The organism is Zavarzinia aquatilis, assembly GCF_003173035.1.
Taxonomy (GTDB): Bacteria; Pseudomonadota; Alphaproteobacteria; order Zavarziniales; family Zavarziniaceae; genus Zavarzinia; species Zavarzinia aquatilis.
The window spans coordinates 93,601-118,665 of record NZ_QGLE01000012.1 but is presented as its reverse complement, the minus strand read 5'-3'; the positions used below and the strand labels follow the sequence as shown (position 1 = coordinate 118,665).

At 67.7% G+C, this 25,065-nt stretch carries 25 protein-coding genes; 21 read left to right on the top strand and 4 right to left on the bottom strand.

Annotated elements, in window-relative coordinates; all coding sequences use genetic code 11:
- Window positions 1–24: 24 nt before the first annotated feature.
- Both DKG74_RS17870 and ppx read left to right on the top strand, forming a co-directional pair.
- On the top strand, window positions 25–2,187 hold the full coding sequence (locus DKG74_RS17870; protein ID WP_423841701.1) for an RNA degradosome polyphosphate kinase: 2,163 nt from the start codon (window positions 25–27) through the stop codon (window positions 2,185–2,187).
- A 14-nt stretch (window positions 2,188–2,201) separates the two neighbouring features.
- The gene (gene ppx / locus DKG74_RS17865; RefSeq protein WP_109907591.1) at window positions 2,202–3,713 is read left to right on the top strand and encodes an exopolyphosphatase; all 1,512 of its coding nucleotides are present in this window, start codon (window positions 2,202–2,204) and stop codon (window positions 3,711–3,713) included.
- 103 nt (window positions 3,714–3,816) lie between these two features.
- Here the strand turns inward: ppx and DKG74_RS17860 are convergent, their stop codons facing one another.
- From DKG74_RS17860 to DKG74_RS17850, 3 genes are read right to left on the bottom strand one after another with little or no spacing between them, the layout of a single operon-like run.
- Complete coding sequence (locus DKG74_RS17860) at window positions 3,817–4,530, bottom strand: PrsW family intramembrane metalloprotease (protein WP_109907540.1); 714 nt, start codon at window positions 4,528–4,530, stop codon at window positions 3,817–3,819.
- Window positions 4,531–4,558: 28 nt separating this feature from the next.
- Complete coding sequence (gene rnd, locus DKG74_RS17855) at window positions 4,559–5,734, bottom strand: ribonuclease D (protein WP_109907539.1); 1,176 nt, start codon at window positions 5,732–5,734, stop codon at window positions 4,559–4,561.
- A 48-nt stretch (window positions 5,735–5,782) separates the two neighbouring features.
- Window positions 5,783–6,886: an aromatic ring-hydroxylating oxygenase subunit alpha gene (locus tag DKG74_RS17850; protein WP_109907538.1), complete on the bottom strand. Its 1,104-nt coding sequence runs from the start codon at window positions 6,884–6,886 to the stop codon at window positions 5,783–5,785.
- Window positions 6,887–7,025: 139 nt separating this feature from the next.
- Here DKG74_RS17850 and aspS point away from each other — a divergent pair, with 139 nt between their 5' ends.
- The 14 genes from aspS to DKG74_RS17780 all read left to right on the top strand — a co-directional run bounded on the left by aspS (window position 7,026) and on the right by DKG74_RS17780 (window position 20,833).
- Window positions 7,026–8,807, top strand: coding sequence for an aspartate--tRNA ligase (gene aspS / locus DKG74_RS17845; RefSeq protein ID WP_109907537.1), 1,782 nt, complete (start codon window positions 7,026–7,028; stop codon window positions 8,805–8,807).
- A 154-nt stretch (window positions 8,808–8,961) separates the two neighbouring features.
- Window positions 8,962–9,600, top strand: coding sequence for a glutathione S-transferase family protein (locus tag DKG74_RS17840; protein ID WP_109907536.1), 639 nt, complete (start codon window positions 8,962–8,964; stop codon window positions 9,598–9,600).
- 110 nt (window positions 9,601–9,710) lie between these two features.
- A complete protein-coding gene (rpiB, locus tag DKG74_RS17835; protein ID WP_109907535.1) occupies window positions 9,711–10,178 on the top strand; it encodes a ribose 5-phosphate isomerase B in 468 nt (155 codons plus the stop codon).
- Between the two features lie 34 nt (window positions 10,179–10,212).
- Window positions 10,213–11,514 (top strand): serine hydroxymethyltransferase, encoded by a 1,302-nt coding sequence (gene glyA / locus DKG74_RS17830; protein WP_109907534.1) that lies wholly within the window; start codon window positions 10,213–10,215, stop codon window positions 11,512–11,514.
- Window positions 11,515–11,583: 69 nt separating this feature from the next.
- Window positions 11,584–12,045 carry a transcriptional regulator NrdR gene (gene nrdR / locus DKG74_RS17825; protein ID WP_109907533.1) on the top strand — a complete coding sequence of 154 codons (462 nt, stop codon included), beginning with the start codon at window positions 11,584–11,586 and terminating at the stop codon, window positions 12,043–12,045.
- Window positions 12,029–13,150, top strand: a complete 1,122-nt coding sequence (gene ribD, locus DKG74_RS17820; protein WP_423841700.1) for a bifunctional diaminohydroxyphosphoribosylaminopyrimidine deaminase/5-amino-6-(5-phosphoribosylamino)uracil reductase RibD — start codon at window positions 12,029–12,031, stop codon at window positions 13,148–13,150. The genes nrdR and ribD overlap by 17 nt, the downstream gene beginning before the upstream one ends.
- 11 nt (window positions 13,151–13,161) lie before the next feature.
- Window positions 13,162–13,776, top strand: a complete 615-nt coding sequence (locus tag DKG74_RS17815) for a riboflavin synthase (RefSeq protein ID WP_109907590.1) — start codon at window positions 13,162–13,164, stop codon at window positions 13,774–13,776.
- Entirely contained in the window at window positions 13,773–14,897 is a 1,125-nt protein-coding gene (gene ribB, locus DKG74_RS17810) for a 3,4-dihydroxy-2-butanone-4-phosphate synthase (RefSeq protein WP_109907531.1), read from the top strand. The genes DKG74_RS17815 and ribB overlap by 4 nt, the downstream gene beginning before the upstream one ends.
- A gap of 6 nt (window positions 14,898–14,903) precedes the next feature.
- Window positions 14,904–15,422, top strand: a complete 519-nt coding sequence (gene ribH / locus DKG74_RS17805) for a 6,7-dimethyl-8-ribityllumazine synthase (protein ID WP_109907530.1) — start codon at window positions 14,904–14,906, stop codon at window positions 15,420–15,422.
- Complete coding sequence (gene nusB / locus DKG74_RS17800; RefSeq protein ID WP_109907529.1) at window positions 15,419–15,916, top strand: transcription antitermination factor NusB; 498 nt, start codon at window positions 15,419–15,421, stop codon at window positions 15,914–15,916. Before ribH ends, nusB begins: the two co-directional genes overlap by 4 nt.
- Window positions 15,917–15,932: 16 nt before the next feature.
- Complete coding sequence (gene thiL, locus DKG74_RS17795; protein WP_109907528.1) at window positions 15,933–16,907, top strand: thiamine-phosphate kinase; 975 nt, start codon at window positions 15,933–15,935, stop codon at window positions 16,905–16,907.
- A complete protein-coding gene (locus tag DKG74_RS17790; RefSeq protein ID WP_109907527.1) occupies window positions 16,904–17,368 on the top strand; it encodes a flagellar basal body-associated FliL family protein in 465 nt (154 codons plus the stop codon). Before thiL ends, DKG74_RS17790 begins: the two co-directional genes overlap by 4 nt.
- A gap of 4 nt (window positions 17,369–17,372) precedes the next feature.
- The gene (locus DKG74_RS17785) at window positions 17,373–18,623 is read left to right on the top strand and encodes an MFS transporter (protein ID WP_109907526.1); all 1,251 of its coding nucleotides are present in this window, start codon (window positions 17,373–17,375) and stop codon (window positions 18,621–18,623) included.
- Window positions 18,624–18,739: 116 nt separating this feature from the next.
- On the top strand, window positions 18,740–20,833 hold the full coding sequence (locus DKG74_RS17780; protein WP_109907525.1) for a sodium-translocating pyrophosphatase: 2,094 nt from the start codon (window positions 18,740–18,742) through the stop codon (window positions 20,831–20,833).
- 73 nt (window positions 20,834–20,906) lie between these two features.
- On the opposite strand, the gene DKG74_RS17775 is transcribed toward DKG74_RS17780, so the two are convergent.
- Entirely contained in the window at window positions 20,907–21,410 is a 504-nt protein-coding gene (locus DKG74_RS17775; RefSeq protein WP_165837743.1) for an outer membrane protein assembly factor BamE, read from the bottom strand.
- Window positions 21,411–21,543: 133 nt separating this feature from the next.
- On the opposite strand from DKG74_RS17775, the gene DKG74_RS17770 reads away from it, so the two are divergent.
- From DKG74_RS17770 to DKG74_RS17750, 5 genes are all read left to right on the top strand, one after another.
- Window positions 21,544–22,089, top strand: a complete 546-nt coding sequence (locus DKG74_RS17770) for a ubiquinol-cytochrome C chaperone family protein (protein ID WP_165837742.1) — start codon at window positions 21,544–21,546, stop codon at window positions 22,087–22,089.
- The gene (locus tag DKG74_RS17765) at window positions 22,089–22,664 is read left to right on the top strand and encodes a YceD family protein (protein ID WP_109907523.1); all 576 of its coding nucleotides are present in this window, start codon (window positions 22,089–22,091) and stop codon (window positions 22,662–22,664) included. Before DKG74_RS17770 ends, DKG74_RS17765 begins: the two co-directional genes overlap by 1 nt.
- 74 nt (window positions 22,665–22,738) lie before the next feature.
- On the top strand, window positions 22,739–22,924 hold the full coding sequence (gene rpmF, locus DKG74_RS17760; RefSeq protein ID WP_109907522.1) for a 50S ribosomal protein L32: 186 nt from the start codon (window positions 22,739–22,741) through the stop codon (window positions 22,922–22,924).
- Window positions 22,925–22,943: 19 nt separating this feature from the next.
- Complete coding sequence (plsX, locus tag DKG74_RS17755) at window positions 22,944–24,020, top strand: phosphate acyltransferase PlsX (protein ID WP_423841699.1); 1,077 nt, start codon at window positions 22,944–22,946, stop codon at window positions 24,018–24,020.
- Window positions 24,017–25,009 (top strand): beta-ketoacyl-ACP synthase III, encoded by a 993-nt coding sequence (locus DKG74_RS17750; protein WP_109907521.1) that lies wholly within the window; start codon window positions 24,017–24,019, stop codon window positions 25,007–25,009. The genes plsX and DKG74_RS17750 overlap by 4 nt, the downstream gene beginning before the upstream one ends.
- Window positions 25,010–25,065 lie beyond the last annotated feature (56 nt).

Sequence of the window (25,065 nt, the reverse complement as noted above, 5' to 3'; positions counted from 1 at the left end):
CCCGTGACCGACAGCGCCTCTAATCTGGCGGCGGCCAGCGCGGATGAACTTGAATCTGCCCCGACCGCGGCGCCCCTGGTCGCGCTGACCTCTCCCGACCGCTTCATCAACCGCGAATTGTCCTGGCTCGCCTTCAATTACCGTGTGCTGGACGAGGCGTGGAACGTAAAGCATCCGCTGCTCGAGCGGCTGCGCTTCCTGTCCATCTCGGCCAACAACCTCGACGAATTCTACATGGTCCGCGTCGCTGGCCTGCGCGGTCAGGTCCGCGCCGGGGTCGAGACCCTGAGCTATGACGGCCTGACCCCGGCCCAGCAGCTGGCCGCGATCAATGCCATGGCGGGCAAGCTGATGGCCGACCAGCAACGCTGCTGGATCGACCTCAATCACGAGATGCGCAGTGCCGGTGTCTTCGTGCTGCAGCCCGACGAGCTGAGGTCCGACGAACTGACCTGGCTGTCGGGCCGTTTCCTCGACACGATCTTCCCGGTGCTGACGCCGCTCGCCATCGACCCGGCGCATCCCTTCCCCTTCCTGCCCAACCTCGGCTTCGCCATCGTGCTGCAGCTGAAGCGCAAGTCGGACGGGCAGATGATGAAGGCCCTGCTGCCGCTGCCCAGCCAGATCGAGCGGTTCATCCGTCTGCCGGGCGACGACATCCGCTTCGTCAGCCTCGAGAATGTGGTCGGCCTGTTCTTCGACCGGCTGTTCCCCAATTACGAGCTGACCGGCAAGGGCCTGTTCCGCCTGATCCGCGACAGCGACATGGAAATCGAGGAAGAGGCGGAAGACCTCGTCCGCCTGTTCGAATCGGCGCTGAAGCGCCGGCGCAAGGGCGTCGTCATCCGCCTGAAGATCGACAGCGCCATGCCCGAGGACCTGCGCCGCTTCGTCGTCGAGGAGATGGAAGCCTCGCCGACCGACGTCGTGGTGGTCGACGGCATTCTCGGTCTCGCCGACACCAAGCAGCTGATCACCGACGACCGGCCGGACCTGAAGTTTCCGCCCTATAATCCGCGATTTCCCGAACGCATCCGCGACTTCGGCGGCGACTGTTTCGCCGCCATCCGCTCCAAGGATATCGTCGTCCACCACCCTTACGAATCCTTCGACGTGGTGGTCCAGTTTCTGCGCCAGGCTGCGCAGGACCCGGCGGTCGTCGCGATAAAGCAGACGCTTTACCGCACCTCGAACGACAGCCCCATCGTCAAGGCGCTGGTCGAGGCGGCGGAAGCCGGCAAGGTCGTCACCGCCCTCGTCGAGCTGAAGGCGCGCTTCGATGAAGCCGCCAACATCAAATGGGCGCGCGACCTCGAACGCGCCGGGGTGCAGGTGGTCTACGGCTTCCTCGAGCTGAAGACCCACGCCAAGATCAGCCTCGTCGTCCGCCGCGAGCCGAGCGGCCAGCTGGTGACCTATACCCATTTCGGCACGGGCAATTATCATCCGATCACGGCGCGCATCTATACCGACCTGTCCTATTTCACCGCCGATCCGGTGCTGGGCCGCGATGCCGCCTATCTGTTCAACTTCCTGACGGGCTATGCCCGGCCGGAACATCTCGTCAAGCTGGCGGCCTCGCCCGATACCCTGCGCCCGACCCTGCTGCGCCTGATCGAGGAAGAGATCGAGCACGCCAGGGCCGGCCGCCCGGCCGAAATCTGGGCCAAGATGAATTCGGTGGTCGATCCCGACATCATCGACGCGCTCTACCGCGCCTCGCAGGCCGGGGTGCAGATCGAGCTCGTGGTGCGCGGCATCTGCTGCCTGCGCCCGGGGGTGCCGGGCCTGTCGGAGAATATTCAGGTCAAGTCGATCGTCGGCCGCTTCCTCGAGCATTCGCGCATCGTCTGCTTTGGCGCGGGACACGAGATTCCGTCGAATCACACCAAGGTCTTCATCTCCTCGGCCGACTGGATGCCGCGCAATCTCGACCGAAGGGTCGAGACCCTGGTGCCGATCCTGAACCCGACGGTGCACGCCCAGATCCTGGACCAGATCATGATCGCCAACCTGAAGGACGAGGCGCAATCCTGGGACCTGCGGCCCGACGGCAGTTTCGTCCGCATCCACGCCAAGGATGGCGGCTTTTCAGCGCACAACTATTTCATGACGAATCCGAGCTTGTCGGGTCGCGGCAAGGCGCTTAAGACCGGCCAGGCACCGCGCCTGGTGCTGGACGAATAGTGATCCGGAACGTGATGAGTATTGCCGAGACCGCAGCGCATCGAACCAAGGGCAAGCAGATCGGGCGGGTCGGGGTCGTCGACATCGGCTCCAACTCGGTGCGGCTGGTGGTCTACGAGGGCAGCGGCCGCAATCCGGCGACCATGTTCAACGAGAAGGTGCTGTGCGGCCTCGGCCGCAAGCTGGCCTCGACCGGCCGTCTCGATCCCGAGGGGCTGGTTTCGGCCTATGGCGCGCTGGAGCGATTCGTTGCCCTGTCGCGGGTGATGGGCGTGCGCCATCTCGACATCGTCGCCACGGCGGCGGTGCGCGATGCGGCGGACGGCGCGGATTTCGTCACCCGGGCCGGCGATATCTCGGGCCTGCCCATCCGGGTGCTCTCGGGCCAGGAAGAAGCCTATTTCTCGGCCGAGGGCGTGCTGTCGGCGATCCCCGAGGCGGATGGGCTGGTGGGCGATCTCGGCGGCGGCAGCCTCGAACTCGTCATGGTCGGCGACGGCGGCGTTGGCGCCCAGGCGACGACGCCGCTCGGCCCGTTGCGGCTGATGGAGGTCGCGGCCGGCGACAAGGCCAAGGCGACCCAGATCATCGACCAGACCCTGGCCGAGCTGCCCTGGCTCGATCAGCTGCGCGGGCGCAGCTTCTTCGCCGTGGGCGGTGCCTGGCGCGCCCTCGCCAAGATTCACATGGCGCAGGTCTCCTATCCCTTGCGGGTGCTGCACCATTACCGCATCCAGCGCGGCGATGTGCGCGACCTCTCGCGCGTCATCGCCAATCTGTCCCGCGACAGTCTTGAACGGATTTCCGGCCTCTCGCGCCGTCGTCTCGACACGCTGCCCTATGCCGCGCTGCTGCTCGACCGGGTGCTGAAGGCGGCGCGGCCGAAGGATGTCGTGTTCTCGTCCTATGGCCTGCGCGAGGGCCTGTTGTTCAGCCGCCTGCCGTCGCGGGAACGCGGCCTCGATCCGCTGATCGAGACTGCCTGCGAGATGGGCGCCCGCATGGGGCGTTTCGCCGAACATGGCGACGAGATGTTCGCCTGGACCGCCAAGCTCTTCGCCGACGAGAACGTCGAGGACCGGCGCCTGCGCCGGGCCGCCTGCCACCTGTCGGACATCGGCTGGCGCGGCCATCCCGACTACCGCGCCCAGCAGAGCCTGTTCGAGATCCTGCGCGGACCTTTCGTCGGCATCGACCATCAAGGCCGCGCCCAGCTCGCCCTCGCCATCTATGCCCGCTATGACGGCGATCCGGAGGCGGGGGCCTGCCGCCAGGCCTCGGCCGTGCTCGACGAGAAGCAGATCCTGCAGGCCCGCGTCATGGGGTGCAGCTTCCGCCTCGGCCATTGCCTGTCCGGGGCGACCCCCGGCGTGCTGCACGACTGCTCGCTCCAGGTCGAGGACGGCAATCTGGTGCTGCGCCTGCCCAGGCGGCATGTCCATCTGGACGGCGAAGTGGTGCGCCGCCGCCTCGCCGCGGTCGGCCGTCTGCTCAACTGCCCGGTCACGGTCGAGACGACGGCGTAAGGTCGGCTCTCCCCTCCTCGTCATTCCGGCGAAGGCCGGAATCCTGATCAGGACAGGGCGCCCTTTCGTCACAAGGTTCCGGCCTTCGCCGGAACGACGCCCATTAACCCGCCGCAGCCGCCAGCAGCGTCGCCTGATCCCGCCGCAGACGGCGGCGGAGGCGCAGCGCGAACACGAGTTCGATCAGCAGCATGGCGAGACCCAGCAGCACCCAGGTGCCGTCCTCGGTCAGGGTCGAGGCGATCAGACCGAAATCATAGAGCCCATGCAGCGCGGTGGGCACGAGCAGGGCGGCCGCGATCATGGCACGCGCCCGCCGCGGCTCGAAATGGGCGCGGGCGACGTAAAAGCCCATGATCGCGCCCAACATGGCATGGCCCGGCACCGCCGAGAGGGCGCGGATCACCGCGATGCCGATCCAGCCGTCACCGCCGCCGAGGACATAGAGCAGATTTTCCAGCGCCGCGAAGCCGAGCGAGGCGGTGACGCCATAGACGAGACCGTCCATCGGCTCGTCGAAGGCCTTATGCCGGCGGCAATAGAGCAGCAGCACCGCCAGCTTGAACACTTCTTCCGGGATCGCGGCGAGCAGGAAGGCCTGCGCCCCCGCAAGCGCGAGGGGATGGCTGATCTCCGGCTCGATCGCGGCGCCGAGCGGCAGCACGATGGCGAGAACCGGCAGGGCGATGGCGACACCGAGGAAGAAGGTGCCGAGGATGGCGCCCTTCGGCTCCGGGAAGCGGTCGCTGGTGACGAAATAGACCAGCAGGGCCAGCGCGGGAAACAGCGCGGCGCCGATCATGATCAGGGGCGCCATGCGGCTTCCTCTCGCGCTGTCAGGGGGATCAGCCGGCGCCCTGGCCGAGCTTGATCAACTTGATCCGCCGCCCTTCGGCGGCGAGGGCGAGGCGCCCGTGCTTCAGGTCGAGGGCGGCTTCGCCAAAGACCTTGCGGCGCCAGCCGTGCAGGGCGGGGACATCGGCCTCGTCGTTGCCGGCGATGGCTTCGAGGTCGGCGGTATTGGCGACCAGCTTCTGGGCGACGCCGTGATCCTCGCACTGGAGCTTCAGCATGACCTTCAGCAATTCGACCAGCGGGCCGACGCCACGCGGTGCTTCCGTCACCTTCTCGGCCTCGGGCAGCTGGTCCTCGGGACAATCGAGGCCGCGCTGCACCGCTTCGAGCAGCGACGGGCCGAGGCGGCCGTCGGCGAAACCCTTGGGCACGCCGCGCGACTGCTTCATGTCGTCGATCGAGGTCGGCGGATGGGCCGCGATCTCGAGCAGGGCGTCGTCCTTCAGCATCCGGCCGCGCGGCAGGTCGCGGGCACGCGCCTCGGTCTCGCGCCAGGCGGCGACTTCGCGCAGCACGGCGAGGAAGCGGCGGTTGGTGGTCCTTGTCTTGATGCGCTGCCAGGCGTCCGCCGGCTCGACGATATAGGTCGCGGGGTCCATCAGGACCGCCATCTCGCTGTCCAGCCAGTCGGTGCGGCCGCTGCGCTCGAGGTCGGCCCACAGCACGTCGTAGACCTTGCGCAGGTGGGTGACGTCGCCGATGGCATAGGTCAGCTGGCGGTCGGTCAGGGGCCGGCGGCTCCAGTCGGTGAAGCGCGACGACTTGTCGAGGCTGGCGCGGGCGATCTTGGCCACCAGCGTCTCGTAGGACACGCTGTCGCCATAGCCGCAGACCATGGCGGCGACCTGGGTATCGAACAGCGGCTCCGGAATCCGGCCCGACAGTTTCAGGAAAATCTCGATGTCCTGGCGCGCGGCATGGAACACCTTCAGCACCTTGGGATCGACCATCAGGTCGAACAGGGGCTGCAGGTCGATCAGCGGCGCGACCGGGTCGATGATGGCGGCGACATCGGGCCCGGCCACCTGAACGAGGCACAGCTTCGGCCAATAGGTGTTGTCGCGCAGGAATTCGGTATCGACCGTGACGTATTCGGCTTGTTTCAGACGCTCGACCAGCGCCTTCAGCTCTTCCGTGTCCTTGATGTGGAGGTAACCCTTAGGCATCGGAAAATCATTCGTCCTTTCAGCACTCGGCAACCGGCGGCGGGTCCGTCAGGACCGCCAGCGCAAGACACGCGCCTTGACCGGATTCTGGAACTCGCGGCCCTCGGCCTTGGCCTTCGCGAATTCCTTCTTCAGAAGATAATACCATTTGGCCTGGGTATCCGCGTCCTCGAGCAGCATCAGCGACGGGCCATGGGCAAGACCCGCCTGCTGCATGGTGACGATGTCGCCGTCCTGTTTCAGGAAGGTGCGGGCGAAATGGCGCAGGACGGGTTTCAGCGCGGTGACCCAGGGCATGGTCCAATACATGGCCTGGGTAATCTCGCAGGAATTGGCGGTCAGCGGTGTGATCGCCGTCAAACCCGCGAAACGATGTTTGCCGACATTGATTTCCTCGGTGCGGATGCCCGGCAGGCGGAAGGAAATCTCGGTCTCCGGCTTGCCGCCCAGCAGGCGGTAGGCGAAGGAATTCTTCGACGGCGCGTGCCGCACCATGGTGAAACCGAGGAAGGAGGGGGCGAACTGCTTCGCCTTCTCGTGCATCGAGGCCTTGGTCCGCCACCACCACGACCGGTGGACGTAAGGCCCATGCGCGGGGTCCATCAGCCCGACCACCGCATCGTCGAGCGGGCAGGGGAAGATCATCTTCTCGACATGGGACGGGCGGGCGCCCGTCTCGAAGCCCGGCACGTCCGGCACCGGCGTCGTCTCCGCGAGGCGCTCGTCGCCGATGAAGACCCAGATCAGCCCGTGTTTCTCGGCGAGGGGATAGCGCCGGACCTTGATGCGGTCGATCCTGATCGTCTCGCCCTGTTCGGCGGTCAGGGCGGGGATGGCGGTGCAGGTCCCCGTCTTGTCGAAACGCCAGCCATGATAGCAGCATTCGACGTCGCTACCGTCAAAGCGGCCGCAGGACAGCGGAATGCCCCGGTGAGGGCAGATGTCGCGCAGGGCAAAGGCCGTGCCGCCGGCTTCCCGCGCCAGCAGCACAGGCTCGCCCAGCAGGCTTTTGGCCAGCATGGCGCCCGCCTTCAGCTCGCGCGAGGGCAGGGCGAGATACCACAGGTCGCGCAGCCACACCGGCGCGTCGATGCCACGGGCGGGGCGAATTTCGGCGGTTTCCGGGGCGGAGAGGGCGGTGGTTTCGGTCATGATCCCGCTTGTTAGCAAATTTCCGCGGGAAATACGCCCCTCCAGATGGCGCATGGCTGTTGCAAGGCTTGCGGGCCGGGCTTGCTAAGGCGCGCCCGCCCCCGTAAAACCCGGCGACCGCATCGGAGAAGTTCATACCATGCACGCCTATCGCAGCCACACCTGCGGCCAGCTGACCGCCGCCGACATCGGCACGACCGTCCGTCTCTCGGGCTGGGTCCATCGCAAGCGCGATCACGGCAATCTTCTCTTCGTCGACCTGCGCGATCATTACGGCATCACGCAATGCGTGATCGAGATCGACGAGGGCGCCGCCGCCTTCAGGACCGTCGAGTCCCTGCGGGCCGAATCGGTCGTCACCGTGACCGGCCCCGTGGTGCGGCGCGCCGAAGGGACCGAGAACGCCAACCTCGCGACGGGCGCGGTCGAAGTCCGCATCGCCGAGATCGCCGTGCAGTCGGCCGCCGAAGAGCTGCCGATGCCGGTCTTCGGCGAGCACGACTACCCCGAGGACATCCGGCTGAAGTACCGCTTCCTCGACCTGCGCCGCGACAAGCTGCACCAGAACATCATCCTGCGCTCGAAGGTGATCGCCAGCTTGCGCCGCCGCATGATCGAGCAGGGCTTCATGGAATTCCAGACGCCGATCCTGACGGCGTCCAGCCCCGAAGGCGCGCGCGACTTCCTGGTGCCGAGCCGGATGCACCCGGGCAAGTTCTATGCCCTGCCGCAGGCGCCGCAGCAGTTCAAGCAGCTGCTCATGGTCGCGGGCTTCGACCGCTACTTCCAGATCGCGCCCTGTTTCCGCGACGAGGATGCCCGCGCCGACCGCAGCCCGGGCGAATTCTACCAGCTCGATCTCGAGATGAGCTTCGTCACTCAGGACGACGTTTTCGCGGCGGTCGAGCCCGTGGTGGCGGGCGTGTTCCGCGAATTCTCCACGAAGACCATCGCCGAGGGCGCCTTCCCCCATATCGCCTATCGCGATTCGATGCTGTGGTACGGCAACGACAAGCCCGACCTGCGCAACCCGATCAAGATCGTCGACGTCTCGGAAATCTTCCGCGGCTCGGGCTTCGGCATCTTCGCCAAGGCGGTCGAGCAGGGCGCGGTGGTGCGCGGCATCCCGGCGCCGGGCGCCGCCAGCCAGCCGCGCAGCTTCTTCGACAAGATGAACGACTGGGCCCGGGGCGAAGGCGCCGCCGGCCTTGGCTATGTCATCTTCGAGGGCGAGGCGGGCAAGGGCCCGGTGGCCAAGAACATCGGGCCGGAGCGGGTCGCCCAGCTCAAGGAACTCTCGGGCTGCAAGGATGGCGACGCCATCTTCTTCGCCTGCGACAAGGAGTTGCCGGCGGCCAAGCTGGCCGGTTTCGCCCGCACCCGCATCGGCAACGAACTCGGCCTCGTCGAGAAGGACACCTTCCGCTTCTGCTGGATCGTCGACTTCCCGATGTTCGAATATGACGAGGACGAGAAGAAGATCATCTTCTCGCACAACCCGTTCTCGATGCCCCAGGGCGGCATGGAAGCCCTGGAAACCAAGGATCCGCTGACCATCAACGCCTATCAGTACGATATCGTCTGCAACGGCATCGAACTGTCGTCGGGCGCGATCCGGAACCACCGCCCTGACATCATGCTGAAGGCCTTCGACATCGCCGGCTATCCGGCCGAGGAGGTGGAGCGGCGCTTCGGCGGCATGCTGAACGCCTTCCGCTACGGCGCCCCGCCCCACGGCGGTATCGCCCCGGGTGTCGACCGTATCGTCATGCTGCTGGCGGACGAGCCGAACATCCGCGAAGTCATTGTCTTCCCGATGAACCAGAAGGCCGAGGACCTGATGATGGGCGCCCCCGCCGAGGTCACCCCGAAGCAGCTGCGCGAACTTTCGATCCGGCTGGCCGTGCCGGAGAAGAAGTAGGCTCGGCCCCCGACATTCGTCATTCCGGCCTTCGCCGGAATGACGAAAAGGGGGGCATGGGATCCCCTCCCGCCCCTCCGGGGGGCTGGTTTCGGCGGTGGGAACGAGTCATTGTCCAGCCCTGCCCTGGGAATAAGGGGCAAGGGAGGTAACGATGATTCTCTATGGCGTGGGCCTGTCCCCGTTCGTGCGCAAGACGCTGGTCACCCTGAAGGAAAAGGGCCTCGCGTTCGAGCATCAGCCGGTGATGCCGGGCGATTCCAGCCCGAACTTCCGCGGCATCAGCCCGCTCGGCAAGATTCCGGGCTTCACCGACGGCGACTTCAAGATCTGTGACTCGACGGCGATCATCACCTATCTCGAGGCGAAGTTCCCCGACGCGCCGGTGCTGCCGGCCGAGCCGGCGCTGCGCGCCCGCGCCATCTGGTTCGAGGAATTCGCCGATACCGTGCTGTCGGCCCAGGTCGCGCCGATCTTCTGGAACCGCGTGGTCATGCCGCGCCTGATGGGCCAGCAGGGCGACGAAGCCGCCGCCGCCAAGGCCGAGACGGAAGGCCTGCCGCCGCTGCTCGCCTATCTCGAAAGCCAGATCCCGGCGAGCAACTTCCTGGTCGGCGACCGCCTGACCCTCGCCGATATCGCCGTCGCGGCCCAGATCGTGAACCTGAACCATTCGGGTTACGAAATCGACGCCGCGACCTATCCGAAGCTGGCCGCCTATGTCGCGACCATCCTCGCCCGCGGCGCCTTCATCGAGGCGGTGTCGGCCGAAAAGGCCATGTTCGGCGGCTGAGGCGCCCCTGCGCCGACGTCATGCCGCACCCATGGTGTGCGGCATGGCGTTGGTCGCCGACATCTGGTAACGTCCGCCCCCTGCCATCATAGTCCGGAGGGCGCGCTGCCGTGTCCGTCATTGCCCTGGCGTCCGATCATGCCGGCGTCGAACTGAAATCTTTCCTCGCCGACGAGCTGAAGGCCCGTGGCTTCGAGGTGCTCGATCTCGGCACCAATGGCCCCGCTTCGGTCGATTATCCCGATTTCGGCTATGCCCTGGCGCAGGCCGTCACCACCGGCAAGGTTGAAAAGGGCATCGCCATCTGCGGCTCGGGCATCGGTATTTCGATCGCGCTGAACCGCGATCCCGCGATCCGCGCCGCGCTGTGCCACAACGGCCTGACCGCGCGCCTGTCGCGCCAGCACAACGATGCCAACGTCCTGGTGCTCGGTGCGCGCATGATCGGCCTCGAGGTCGCGCGCGATTGCCTTGTCGCCTTCCTCGAGACCCCCTATGAAGGGGGCCGCCATGCCGGCCGTGTCGCCAAGCTGGGATGCCCGCCGAGCTCGGGCGCATCCGGCGCCACGTCCTGCTGAACCCGTTTCGTCACCAAACTTGCGAGGTCCGTCCATGACCGCGACTCCCGCCACCCTTTCCAATCTCTCGCCCTTCTTCGGCGGCAGCCTCGCCGACCGGGATCCCGAGCTCGCCCATGCGATCGACCTCGAGTTGCACCGCCAGCAGAATTTCATCGAGCTGATCGCCTCCGAGAACATCGTCTCCAAGGCGGTGCTGGAAGCCCAGGGCTCGGTCCTGACCAACAAATATGCCGAAGGCTACCCGGGCAAGCGCTACTACGGCGGCTGCGAGGAAGTCGACAAGGCGGAGGCCGCGGCGATTGCCCGCGCCTGCCAACTGTTCGGCGCGACCTACGCCAACGTCCAGCCCCATTCGGGCGCCCAGGCCAATCAGGCGGTGTTCTTCGCCCTGATGTCGCCGGGCGACACCTTTCTCGGCCTCAATCTCGCCGCGGGCGGTCACCTGACCCATGGCGCGCCGGCCAACCAGTCGGGCAAATGGTTCAAGCCGGTGCCCTATTCGGTGCGCCCCGACACCCATCAGATCGACTTCGCCGAAGTCGAGGCTCTCGCCCTCGAGCATAAGCCGAAGGTGATCATCGCCGGCGGCTCGGCCTATCCGCGTCAGATCGACTTTGGCAAGTTCCGGGCCATCGCCGACAAGGTGGGCGCCTATTTCATGGTCGACATGGCGCATTTCGCCGGTCTCGTCGCGGGTGGCGCCCATCCCAATCCGCTCGATCACGCCCATGTCGTGACGACGACGACGCACAAGACCCTGCGCGGTCCGCGCGGCGGCATGATCCTCACGCGGGATGCCGACCTCGGCAAGAAGATCAATTCGGCGGTCTTCCCCGGCCTGCAGGGCGGTCCGCTGATGCATGTCATCGCGGCCAAGGCGGTCGCCTTCGGCGAGGCGCTGCAGCCCGAGTTCAAGGCCTATGCCCGCCAGGTGGTCGAGAATGCCAAGGCGCTGGCCGAGCGGCTGAAGGGCCACGGCTTCGATCTCGTCTCGGGCGGCACCGACACCCATGTGATGCTGGTCGACCTGCGGCCGAAGAAGCTGACCGGCAATATCGCCGAGAAGGCGCTCGACCGGGCCCAGATCACCTGCAACAAGAACGGCATCCCCTTCGATCCGGAAAAGCCGATGGTCACCTCGGGCATCCGTCTCGGCACGCCGGCCGGCACCACCCGGGGCTTCGGCGTCGCCGAGTTCCAGTATGTCGCCGACCTGATCGCGGAAGTGCTGGACGGTCTCGCCGCCAATGGCGTCGAGGGCAATGGCGCGGTCGAGAAGGCGGTGGCCGAGAAGGTCACCCGGCTCTGCGCCGATTTCCCGATCTATCGTTAATCCAGTGAGGCGGCGCCGCGACGGGCTTTCGCGGCGCCGCTGCTTTCGTCGGGGCTAGGGGGGAACACGATGCGCTGCCCGTTCTGCGGCCATGAAGAAACCCAGGTGAAGGACAGCCGTCCGACCGAGGACAACGCGGCGATCCGGCGGCGGCGCTTCTGCCCCGGCTGCGGCGCCCGTTTCACCACGTTCGAGCGGGTGCAGCTGCGCGAAATCACCATCGTGAAGAAGAGCGGCCGCCGCGTGCCCTTCGACCGCGACAAGCTGGCCCGGTCGATCATGATCGCCCTGCGCAAGCGCCCCGTCGAACCCGAGCGGGTGGAGCGGATGATCTCCGGCATCGTCCGCCGTCTCGAGTCGATGGGCGAGAGCGAGATTCCCTCGGACCTCGTCGGCGAGATGGTGATGGAAGGCCTCGCCTCCATCGACTCGGTCGCCTATGTCCGCTACGCCTCGGTCTACCGCAATTTCCGCGAGGCCAAGGATTTCGAGACTTTCGTCGGGCGGCTGGCCGGTGCGGACAACGACTGACCGCTTCTCCGACATCGACCGCCGCCACATGGCGGCGGCGTTGACCCTTGCCCGGCGCGGCCTCGGCAACGTCGCGCCCAATCCGGCGGTTGGCTGTATCCTCGTCAAGGACGGCGCCGTCGTCGGCCGGGGCTGGACCCAGCCCGGCGGCCGGCCCCATGCCGAGACCGAGGCGCTGGCGCGGGCCGGCGCGGCGGCCCGGGGCGCCACCGCCTATGTCACGCTGGAGCCCTGTTCCCACCACGGCAAGACCGGCCCCTGCGCCGAGGCGCTGATCGCGGCCGGCGTCGCCCGTGTCGTCGTCGCCACCATCGACCCGGACCCGCGGGTCGCCGGGCGCGGCATCGCCCTGCTGAAGGCGGCCGGTATCGCGGTCGCCACCGGTTGCCTGGAATGCGAGGCGCAGAGCCTGAACGCCGGCTTCTTCTGCAAGCTGGACGGGCGGCCGAGCATCACGCTGAAGCTGGCGACCAGCCTCGACGGCTGCATCGCGACCCGGACCGGCGACAGCCAGTGGATCACAGGCGAGCTGGCGCGCGCCCGCTCCCACCTGCTGCGGGCAGAGCATGACGCGGTCATGGTCGGCGTCGGCACGGCGATCGCCGATAATCCCCAGCTGACCTGCCGGTTGCCCGGCCTGTCGCAGCGCTCGCCCATGCGCATCGTCGCCGACGGCCGGCTGCGCCTGCCGCTGACCCATTTTCTGGTGCGCACCGCCTGCGAGGTGCCGACGGTCCTTTTCACCAACGCCGGCAACCCGGCGGAGCGGCGCGGCGCCTATACAAGGGCCGGCGTCGAGGTGATCGAGGTGCCGAGCGGCCCGGGCGGCCATCCCGACCCGGTGCAGGCGATGAAGCGCCTGGCCGAGAAGGGCATCACCCGCGTTCTGGTCGAAGGTGGCGGTCAGGTCGCCGCCAGCCTGGTCCATGCCGGCCTCGTCGACCGTCTCTACTGGTTCCGCGGCCCCTGCATCATCGGGGATGAGGGCCGATCCGCCGTGGGAGCCCTCGGGCTCGACAAGCTGAAGCTGGCGCCGACCTATGCGCTGGACGCGGTCGAGCGTCTCGGGGATGACCTCTTGGAAATTTACCGTCTGTCCCGTTAAGAGTGGCGATCATGTTCACCGGCATCATCACCGACGTTGGCCGAATCGCCGCCGTGGAGCGGCGCGGCGATACCCGTTTCCGCATCGAGACCGCCTATGACATGGGCGGTGTCGCCATCGGCGCGTCCATCGCCTGTTCGGGCGTCTGCCTGACCGTGGTCGACAAGGCGCCAGCGAAGGCGGGGGCTTCCGCCTGGTTCGAGGTCGATGCCTCGGCCGAGACCCTGCGCAAGACCAGGCTGGGCGACTGGGCACCGGGCAGCCCCGTCAATCTCGAACGCTCGCTGAAGGTGGGCGACGAGATGGGCGGCCATATCGTCACCGGTCATGTCGACGGTCTCGCCACGGTGACGGCGGTCGAGCCCGAAGGCGATTCCCTGAAGATCACCATCGAGGCGCCCGAAGGCTTCGCCCGCTATGTCGCGGCCAAGGGTTCGGTCGCGCTCGATGGCGTGTCCCTGACCGTCAATACCGTCGAGGGCGACTGCTTCTCGATCAACGTCATCCCCCACACACAGACGATGACGACTTTCCGGCGCGAGCTGATCGTGCCCGGCGCGCGGCTGAACTTCGAGATCGACGTTCTCGCGCGCTATGTGGCCCGACTGCAGGAGTGGCGTGCATGAGCGAATGGACCAATTTCCTGTCCCCGATCGAGGACATCATCGAGGACGCCCGCAACGGCCGTATGTTCATCCTCGTCGATCACGAGGACCGGGAGAACGAGGGCGACCTCGTCATCCCCGCCCAGATGGCGACGCCCGAGGCGATCAATTTCATGGCGCGCTACGGCCGCGGCCTGATCTGCCTGTCGATGACCCGCCAGCGCGTCGAACAGCTTGGCCTCACCCTGATGAGCCGGGACAATCTCTCGCGCCATCAGACCGCCTTCACCGTCTCGATCGAGGCGCGGGAGGGGGTGACCACGGGCATTTCGGCCCATGACCGCGCCCATACCGTCGCTGTCGCCATCGACCCGTCCAAGGGGCCGCAGGATCTGGCGACGCCGGGTCATGTCTTCCCGCTGGTCGCGCGCGACGGCGGCGTGCTCGTCCGCGCCGGCCACACGGAAGCGGCGGTCGACGTCTCGCGCCTCGCCGGGCTGAACCCGTCGGGCGTGATCTGCGAGATCATGAACGACGACGGCACCATGGCCCGTCTGCCCGACCTCGTGAAATTCGCCCAGTTCCACGGCCTGAAGATCGGCACCATCGCCGACCTCATCTCCTATCGCCGCCGCTGGGACAATCTCGTCTCCAACGTCGGCTCGAGCGAGATCGACTCGGCCCATGGCGGCCAGTTCCGCGCCCTCGTCTATCGCAACAAGGTCGACGGGACCGAGCATCTCGCCCTCGTGAAGGGCGATATCTCGGGGCCGGCGCCGGTCCTCGTGCGGATGCACACGGTCAATGTCTTCGAGGACCTGCTGGCCGACCGCCGTGGCCGCATCAGCCCGCTGTCCGCCTCGATGGAGGAAATCGGCCGGGAAGGGCGCGGTGTCGTCGTCCTGATCCGCGACAGCCGCCAGACCGCGCTGAGCGACATCGCCGCCGGCCGCACCGCCGCGGTCGCCGCCGGCAAGGCGCCCGGCGCGAACGAGCTGCGCGACTACGGCATCGGCGCCCAGATCCTGCTCGATCTCGGCGTCCATGAAATGATCCTGCTTTCCAACACGCGGCGGACCATCGTCGGTCTCGAGGGTTACGACCTCAAGGTGACCGACCACCGCCAGCTCAACATCGGCTGAGACGACATGCGACCCAAGGCAAGCGATGCCGGCGATCCCAACCTGCCCTATTCGGGCGGGAATGACGGCGGTCCTCATCTTCTGATCGTCGAGGCGCGCTTCTATCAGGCCATCGCCGACGCCCAGCTGCGCGGCGCCATCGCCGCGATCGAGGCGGCGGGCGCGAGCTGGGAGCGCATCACCGTTCCCGGCGCCCTCGAAATCCCGACCGCGATCCGCATCGCCGAACAGGGCAGCCAGTCCCGCGCCAATCGCGTGCGCCGGATCGACGGCTATGTCGCCCTCGGCTGCGTGATCCGGGGCGAGACCAGCCATTTCGACTATGTCTGCGGCGAGAGCGCGCGCGGCCTGATGGACCTCGGCGTCTCGCTCGGCCTCGCCATCGGCAACGGCATCCTCACGGTCGAGAACGAGGAACAGGCCTGGGCCCGCGCCCTGCCCGAGGAGATGAACAAGGGCGGCGGCGCGGCCGAGGCCGCCCTTGCCCTCATCGCCCTGCGCCGCCGCTTTGGGGTGGCGTCATGAGCACGCCTTCGGACAATCCGCCCAAGCGCGCGCCCAAGCCCGGCTTGAAGGCGCGCAGCGCCGCGCGCCTTGCCGCGGTGCAGGCGCTCTATCAGATCGAGGTCACCGGGCGTCCCGCGACCGGCGTGGTCAAGGAATTCAAGGACCATCGCCTCGGCGTCGAACTCGACGAGGGCGAGCGGCTGCACGATGCCGATCAGGAATTCTTCGGCGATCTGGTGCGCGGCGCTTCCGAGCGCCGGGACGAGATCGACACGCTGATCACCCCGGCCCTGACGGCCGACTGGCCGCTGGACCGGCTCGATTCGATCCTGCGCGCGACTTTGCGCATGGCGATCTACGAATTCCTGGCCCGGCCCGATGTGCCGGCCCGGGTCGTGATCAACGAATATCTCGACGTCGCCCACGCCTTTTTCGCCGGCAGCGAACCCGCTTTCGCCAACGGCGTGCTGAACACGCTGGCGCGGCGCCTGCGCCCGGCCGAATTCGCCTGATCCCGGACCTTCCGGGATGGACGAGTTCGAGACCATCGCCCGGCTTTTCGCGCCGCTGACGCGGGGCGAGCCGGGCGCCCTCGGACTCGGTGACGACGCGGCGCTGCTGGCGCCGCGGCCGGGCTTCGACCTCGTCCTGACCAAGGATGCCATCGTCGGCGGCGTGCATTTTTTCCCCGACGATCCGCCCGCCGCCATCGGCGCCAAGCTGATGCGGGTCAATCTGTCCGATCTCGCGGCCAAGGGCGCCAGCCCCCGGGCCTTCCTGCTGGCGGCGGCGCTGCCGCCTGCCGTGGACGATGCCTGGCTGACCGCTTTCGCCGCCGGCATCGGCGCCGATCTCGACCGCTTTGGCGGCGCCCTCGTTGGTGGCGACACGGTTTCGACGTCGGGGCCGGCGGTGTTTTCGCTGACGGCCATCGGCGAAGTGCCGGCGGGCGGCATGATCCGCCGGGCCGGCGCGCTTCCGGGCGATCTCGTCTGCGTGTCGGGCACCATCGGCGATGCCGCGCTTTATGTCGCGCATCGCCTGCACCGCGCCGAAGTCGCCCAAATTGACCAGCTCGAGGATCGCTATCGCTATCCGCGGCCCCGGCTGGCCCTCGGCGCCGCGCTGCGCGGGCTTGCCCATGCCGGCTGCGATGTTTCCGACGGGCTGGTGGCCGATCTCGGCCACATCTGCGCGCAATCGGGCCTTGGCGCCGTCATCGAGGCGGGGGCCGTGCCGCTGTCGCCCGCCGCGCGCGAGACGCTGGCGCGCCGCCCCGCGCTGCTGCCCACCGTGCTGACCGGCGGCGACGATTACGAACTCGTCTTCGCCCTGCCGCCGGAGGCCGATCTGGCGGCGCTGGAGGCCGTCTGCCCCGTTTCGGTGATCGGGCGCTTTGAGCAGGGTCAAGGCGTCCGGGTTCTGGACCGCGCAGGATCGCCGCTGAAACTGGATCGCACGGGGTGGCGCCATCCTGTCGGCCGGGGAGACGGGTCTCGATGAAACGCTGGATGATCGCGGTCCTTGCCCTGCTGGTCCTCGCGGGCCTCGCGGGCGGTGGCCTCTATTTCAGCGGTATCCTCGGGCCTGGCAGCGACGGGGCCGAGGCGGCGCCGCCGCCGCCGGCCACGCTGCCCGAAGTGCCGGATGTCGCCTATTACGAGTTGAAGAACGTGCTCTTGCCGGCCTATCGCAGCGGGACCTTCCGCAACTACATCGCCTTCTCGTTCAAGGTCGAGGTGAAGGACGAGGCGACGGCCCTGCTGCTGCGGGACCGCAACGCTCACATGCGGTCAGCCCTGATGAACGATTTCTCGCGCCAGCCGATCGAGACCCGCGACGGCCCCGCCGATTTCGACCAGGCGGTGGTGAAGGCACGGGTGCTCGACGCCCTGCGCCGCGCGTCCGGCGAAATCGAGGTGCGCGACGTGCTCGTGACCAGTGTTCTGCCGGTGAAGGGGTAGGGGGATGGCCACGGGTTTCCAGCCGCTCGAGCGGCGCAACGTCGTCCTTCTCGGTCTTGGCCAGGCGTTCTATGGCACGGGCACGACCATCCTCTTCACCCTGAACGGGCTGGTCGGCCACATGCTGGCCGACGACAAGTCGCTGGCCACCCTGCCGGTGACGGCGGTGATGGTCGGGGCCGCCCTCTCGACCCTGCCCGCCTCTCTCGTGCACAAGCATCTGGGGCGGCGGCCGGCTTTCGTCCTCGGCGCCCTTGCCGGGGTCGCGGGGGGGATCGGTTATGGACTCGGCATCCTGTGGGGCAGTTTCTGGCTCTTCGTCGCGGCGGCGCTGGTCACCGGCTGGTATTACGCCAACGCCCAGTTCTATCGCTTCGCCGCCGCCGAGGCGACGGGGACGGAACACCGGGCGCGGGCGATCAGCCTCGTCATGGCGGGCGGCGTCGCCGCCGCGCTGGCCGGACCCGAACTGGTGAAATTCACCAAGGACATGGTGCTGGGGTTGCCGTTCGTTGGCGCCTATGTCGTCGTCATCCTGCTTGGCCTTGCCTCGATGGTGCTGCTCTCGGGGCTTCGCCTGCCCGACCTCGCGCCCGAGGAGCGTCATGCCAGCGGCCGCCCCCTGATCGAGATCCTGCGCCAGCCGCGCATGATCGCGGCCCTCGCCACCGGCATCGCCGCCTATGCCTCGATGAGCCTCGTGATGACCGCGACGCCCATCGCCATGGTCGCCTGTTCCCTGACGGTGGAGGACGCGGCCTTCGTCATCCAGTGGCATTCGCTGGCGATGTTCCTGCCTTCCTTCTTCACCGGCCGGCTGATCGAGCGCCTCGGCGTGACCCGGGTGATCGGGGCGGGGCTCGCCCTCATCCTCGGCTGTTCGGCCGTCGCCCTGTCGGGCGTCAGCCTCGAGCAGTTCTGGGTGGCGCTGGTGCTGATCGGCCTTGGCTGGAATTTCGCCTTCGTCGGCGCCACCAGCCTCGTCACCACCTGCTACACGCCGGCGGAACGGGCCAAGACCCAGGCGGCCAACGACCTTCTGGTCTTCGGCGTCGTCTCGATGGCCTCCTTCATGTCGGGCGTGGTGCTGAACTGGACCGGCTGGCACGGCGTGCCCATCGCCGCCCTGCCGCTCGCGCTGATCGCGCTCTGCGCGCTGCCGCTGGCGGCACGCGGCACGAAGGCGCCGACGCCGGTGCCGGCGGTGCCGCCCCATGCCTGCTGCTGCGGCGGAGGTTGTGGCCACGCCGACTAGATTAACCTTGATTGCGGCTTCGCTCCTTCTCTGTCACCGTCGACGCGGGTAAGAGCTGGGGCGTGAGGGTGCGGGGCGCCCATCCCAGGCGACCCGAGGAAACGAGCGGGGAGATCATGGACACAACCATCGGCCTATACAGCGTCATCGGTTGCGGCGTGCTTGCGCTTCTCTATGGCGTATGGGCGGCGAAATCCGTCCTGTCACGCGATGCCGGCACCGTCAGGATGCAGGAAATCGCCACCGCGATTCAGGAAGGCGCGCGCGCCTATCTGAACCGCCAGTATCGCACCATCGGCATCGTCGGCATCGTCGTCGTCGCCGGCCTCTGGGGTCTGCTGGGGCCCTTCGTCGCCGTCGGCTTCGTGATCGGCGCGGTGCTCTCGGGCGCGGCCGGTTATGTCGGCATGAATGTCTCGGTCCGGGCCAATGTCCGCACCGCGGCGGGCGCGCGCGACGGGCTGACCAATGCCCTCGGCATCGCCTTCAAGGCGGGCGCGGTCACCGGGATGCTGGTGGTCGGCCTCGCGCTGCTGGCGGTCACCGTCTATTACCTCGTGCTGCTGCAGATGGGCGCGACCGGGCGCGAGCTGATCGACCCGCTGGTGGCGCTCAGCTTTGGCGCCTCGCTGATCTCGATCTTCGCGCGGCTCGGCGGCGGCATCTTCACCAAGGGGGCCGACGTCGGCGCCGACCTCGTTGGCAAGGTCGAGGCGGGCATTCCCGAGGACGATCCGCGCAATCCGGCGGTGATCGCCGATAACGTGGGCGACAATGTCGGCGACTGCGCCGGCATGGCCGCCGATCTGTTCGAGACCTATGCCGTCACCCTGGTCGCGACCATGGTGCTGGCCTCGATCTTCTTCGCGGGCGATCTCGCGCGGACGATGATGCTCTACCCGCTGGCGATCGGCGGCGTCTGCATCATCACCTCGATCATCGGCACCTTCTTCGTCCGCCTCGGCGCGTCGCAGAACATCATGGGCGCGCTCTACAAGGGCCTGATCGTCACCGGCGTCCTCTCGGCGGCGGCGCTCTGGCCGATCACCCAGGCCGTGCTCGGCGACATGTCGGCGCCGCTGACCGGCGGGGGCCATACGTTCGACGGCCGTCACCTGTTCTATTGCGGGCTGATCGGACTCGCCGTCACCGGGCTTCTGGTCTGGGTCACGGAATATTACACCTCGACCGCGTTCCGGCCGGTGCGTTCGGTCGCGCAGGCCTCGACCACGGGCCATGGCACCAATGTGATCCAGGGCCTCGCCGTCTCGATGGAGGCGACGGCGGTGCCGGCGCTCATCATCTGTGTCGGCATCGTCGCCACCTATCAGCTCGCCGGCCTGTTCGGCATCGCCATCGCGGTGACCACCATGCTGGCGCTCGCCGGCATGATCGTCGCCCTCGACGCCTATGGCCCGGTCACGGACAACGCGGGCGGCATCGCCGAGATGGCCAATCTGCCGCCCGACGTGCGCAAGACGACGGACGCGCTCGATGCCGTCGGCAACACGACCAAGGCGGTGACCAAGGGCTATGCCATCGGCTCGGCCGGCCTTGCCGCGCTGGTGCTCTTCGCCGCCTACACCGAGGATCTGAAGGCCTTCTTCGGCGACCTGAAGGTGACCTTCGACCTGTCCAACCCCTATGTCGTGGTCGGCCTGCTGATCGGCGGCCTGCTGCCCTATCTGTTCGGGGCCATGGGCATGACCGCGGTCGGCCGCGCGGCGGGCTCGGTCGTCGTCGAGGTGCGGCGCCAGTTCAAGGAAATCAAGGGCATCATGCAGGGCAAGGCCAAGCCGGATTACGGCCGCGCCGTCGACCTGCTGACCAAGGCGGCGATCGGGGAAATGATCATCCCGTCGCTGCTGCCCGTGCTCGCGCCCGTGGTGCTCTATTTCGTCGTGGCGGCGGTCGCCGACCAGTCGGCCGCCTTCTCGGCGGTGGGCGCCATGCTGATGGGCGTGATCGTCACCGGCATCTTCGTCGCGCTGTCGATGACGGCGGGCGGCGGCGCCTGGGACAATGCCAAGAAATACATCGAGGAAGGCCATCACGGCGGCAAGGGCAGTGACGCCCACAAGGCCGCGGTGACCGGCGATACCGTCGGCGATCCCTACAAGGATACCGCGGGCCCCGCGGTCAACCCGATGATCAAGATCACCAATATCGTCGCGCTGCTGCTGCTGGCGATTCTCTCGCACCTGTCCTGAAAAGACGGGCCAAAGGAAAAGGCCCCGCCGGTTGCTGCCGGCGGGGCCTTTTTCGTTTTGCCGCTTCGGCCGGTTACGGCCGGCCGATGGTGCCGCCGGGCAGGGGGGCGCCGCTGCTGCCGCCTGAAGGCGCGTTGAAGCGGCCGAGATTGCCGAACAGCTGCTGCCAGATCGTCAGCTCGTTGCCGAGGGTCGGCGTCTTGTCCGGGTTCATGGCCACCTGCTTGCCATCCTCGGTATCGAGGCGGGAGACTTCGGTGACATTGCCGGCCTGATCGAAACTGACGATCAGCACCGCCTGTTGCGTCAGCTCGTCGCGCTTGAAGGCGACGCGCTCGGTCGTCGCCGAGATGTAGTACCAGGACTGATCGTCGAAATTCGAGACGGTGGACGGCGTGCCCAGCAGGCGGATCACCGATTCCTTGTTGTCGACGCCGGGCCGGATCGCGGAAACCGCGACATCGTCCGGGCGCCAGCCGCGCTCGTCGACCTGCGGCGCGCAGGCGCCGAGGGAAAGACCGGCCACGATGGCGGCGGCGGCCGCGAAGCCCGGCAGGTTGAAGCGATGAGCGGCCATGGATGACACTTGTCCATTACAGGGGCGCCGCACGCGACGGCGCGCCCGACGTGAAATAGAGACGTGGCACCTTGTCATCGAGGGCGAGACCTGTCAATTCGACGGGACGAAGCGGCAGGAAGGTGAAGGACGGATGTTGTCGCGCTTGTTCAACCGGGGCGACCGGCGGATCGCGGCGACGCTCTATGCGTCGGCGGTCGAGCGCGCGCGCCAGCCGGTATTCTACCGCCATTTCGCCGTGGCCGACACGATCGACGGCCGCTTCGACATGGTGACCCTGCAGGTGATCCTGTTGCTGAACCGTTTCAAGGGCTTGTCGGACAAGCGCCTGGCCCGCCTGTCGCAGAACGTGTTCGATTCCATGTTCATGGACATGGACCGTACCTTACGCGAACTGGGTGTCGGCGATCAGGGCGTGCCGCACCGGGTCAAGAAGATGGCGCAGGCTTTCTATGGCCGGCTTTCGGCCTATGATGGGGCGCTGGCCGCCGCCGACGACGGACCGCTGGGGGAGGCGCTGATTCGCAACCTCTATCGCGGTGCCGAGGTCGAGCCGGGGCTGGTGCGGCAGCTCGCCGCGCATGTCCGGCAGGTCGCGGCGCTCTATGCCGCGACCCCGGTCGAGACTTTCCTGGCCGGCACGCTGCCGGCCGCTCCGGCGTTGCAGGAGACCGCGTGATGACTGCCGATTCCCCCGTCTACGAATTCTCCCGCCCGCTGCGGGCCGAAAGCGTGCACGCCCGCGGCCGGATCGAGAAACTGGTGGCGACGCCGGCGGAGCGTGCCGCCCTGGCCGAGCGTTTCGACATCATCTCGGTCGAGTCGCTGGCCGCCGAGATCGAATTGCGACCCCACCGGCGCGACGGCCTTGCCCTCACCGGCCGGCTGGTCGCCGACGTGACCCAGGCCTGCGTCGTCTCGCTCGAGCCGGTGCCCGCCCATGTCGAGGTGGAATTCGAACGGGTCTACGAGCCGGGGGCCGAGGACCCGGAGGCCGGTTTCTCGGTCGACGACCTGTTCGATCCCGACGCCGAAGACCCGCCGGAGCCGCTGATCGACGGCGTCGTCGACCTCGGCGAGCTGGTGGCCGAGGAGCTGGCGCTTTCGCTCGATCCCTACCCGCGCGCGCCCGGGGCGGAAATTCCCGCCCAGTACCGCGCCGAGCCGGAGGAAGAGGCGGAAAGGCCCGTGTCCGAAAAGGCGCAGGGCACCCATCGCCCCTTTGCCGTGCTGAAGGGTGGCCGAGACACTTGAGTTCGAGAACTTTCCGTGTATGTTCTCCGCTTCCCGGGCGGGGCTGGTCCCCGTAACCAGAACGAGTTGATAAAATGGCTGTTCCCAAGAAACGTACTTCCAGCTCGCGCCGCGACATGCGCCGCAGCCATCATGCGCTGACCCCGGTCGCGTCGAACGAGTGCCCGAACTGCGGCGAGCTGAAGCTGCCGCACCATGTTTGCGGCGCTTGCGGCTATTACGACGGCCGCGAAGTCGTCGCCTCGACCACGGCGGCCTGACGAACGGGGCGACCGGGGCATGGCGACCATGTCCCCGATGGTGATCGCCGTCGACGCCATGGGGGGCGACAATGGCCCCTCGGTGATCGTCGGGGGCGCCGCCATCGCGCGTGAGCGTTTTCCCCAGGTCCGCTTCGTCTTTTTCGGCGACGAGGCCGTGGTGGCGCCCCTGGTGAAGGGGCAGCCGCTGCTGGCCGATTGCAGCGACATCATCCATACGGCGACGGCGATCTCGTCCGACGAGAAGCCGAGCGTCGCCATGCGTCGTGGCAAGGGCACATCCATGTGGATGGCCTGCGAAGCCGTGCGCGACGGCAAGGCGCAGGCCGCGGTCAGCGCCGGCAATACCGGCGCGCTGATGGCGATCGCCATGCTGCTGCTGCGCAAGGCCCCGGCGATCAGCCGGCCGGCCATCGCGTCCTTCGTGCCGACCATCCGGGGCGAGTCGATCATGCTCGACCTTGGCGCCAATGTCGGCTGCGACGAGCGCAATCTCGTCGAATTCGCCTTCATGGGCGCCGCCTTCGCCCGCGCCTCGCTCGGCCTGCCCCGGCCCAAGGTCGGGCTGCTGAACATCGGCACCGAGGATCTGAAGGGCAACGAGGCGGTACGCGGCGCGGCCCAGGTTCTGCGCGACGCGACCGATCTGCCGTTCGAATTCTGCGGTTTCGTCGAAGGCAATGGCATTGCCCAGGGCACGGCCGACGTGATCGTCGCCGACGGTTTCGCCGGCAATATCGCGCTGAAGACGCAGGAAGGCACGGCGCGGCTGATCTCGGCCTATCTCGCCGCCACCTTCCGGCGCTCGATCTGGTCGAAGATCGGCTATCTGCTGGCCCGCCCGGCCCTGCAGGCCCTGCGCGAGCGGCTCGATCCCAATCGCTATAACGGCGGTGCCCTGCTCGGCCTCAACGGCCTCGTGGTGAAGAGCCACGGCGGCACCAACGCGGTCGGCTTCGCCGCCGCCATCGGCATCGCCGCCGATCTCGCCATCGGCGGTTTCGTCGACCGCGTGCTCGACGATCTGAAGCGTATCGGCCCGGCGCCCGCCGGGGCGGAAGAGACAACAGAAGAACAGGCAGCTGTCCAATCATGAACCCGGGTGGTGGTGTCGTCGCGCGTTCCCTTCTTCTTGGCTGCGGCGGCTATCTGCCCGAGCGGGTGTTGACCAACGCCGAACTGGCGCAGCAGGTCGAGACCGATGATGCCTGGATCGTCGCCCGCACCGGCATCCGCCAGCGCCATATCGCCGCCGACGGCGAAACCACCTCGGACCTCGCCACCAAGGCCGCGCGCCGCGCGCTCGAAGCCGCCGGGCGCGATGCCGCCGACATCGACCTGATCGTGCTCGCGACGGCGACGCCGGACTATACGTTCCCGGCGACCGCGGCCATCGTCCAGGCCAATCTCGGCATCCGCAAGGGCGCGGCCTTCGACATCCAGGCGGTCTGTTCGGGCTTCGTCTATGCCCTGGCGACGGCGGACAATTTCCTGAAGGCCGGGCAGCACAAGCGCGCCCTCGTCATCGGGGCCGAGACATTCTCGCGCATTCTCGACTGGACCGACCGCACGACCTGCGTGCTGTTCGGCGATGGCGCCGGCGCCGTCGTGCTGGAGGCCGGGCAGGGCACGGGCGCCAATACCGACCGTGGCATCCTGACCAGCCACCTTCATGCCGACGGGCGTTACCGCGACCTGCTCTATGTCGACGGTGGCCCGTCGACGACACAGACCGTCGGCCACCTGCGCATGACCGGCAAGGAAGTGTTCCGCCACGCCGTGGTCAATCTGGCCGACGCGGTGAACGAAGCCCTGTCCGCGACCGGGCTGGCGCCCAGCGATCTCGACTGGATCGTGCCGCATCAGGCGAATTACCGGATCATCGAGGGCACGGCCCGGAAACTGGGCGTCGATGCCTCGAAGGTGGTGGTGACCGTCGACCGTCACGGCAATACTTCCGCCGCTTCGGTTCCGCTCGCCCTCGCCGAGGCGATGGGCGACGGGCGCATCAAGCCGGGCCAGCTCGTCCTGCTCGAGGCCATGGGCGGCGGCTTTACCTGGGGCTCCTGCCTCGTTCGCCTGTAAGGCGCAGCTATCCCCTTGATATTGACGGGCTTATTCCGTCATCCTAGGCTCCATGG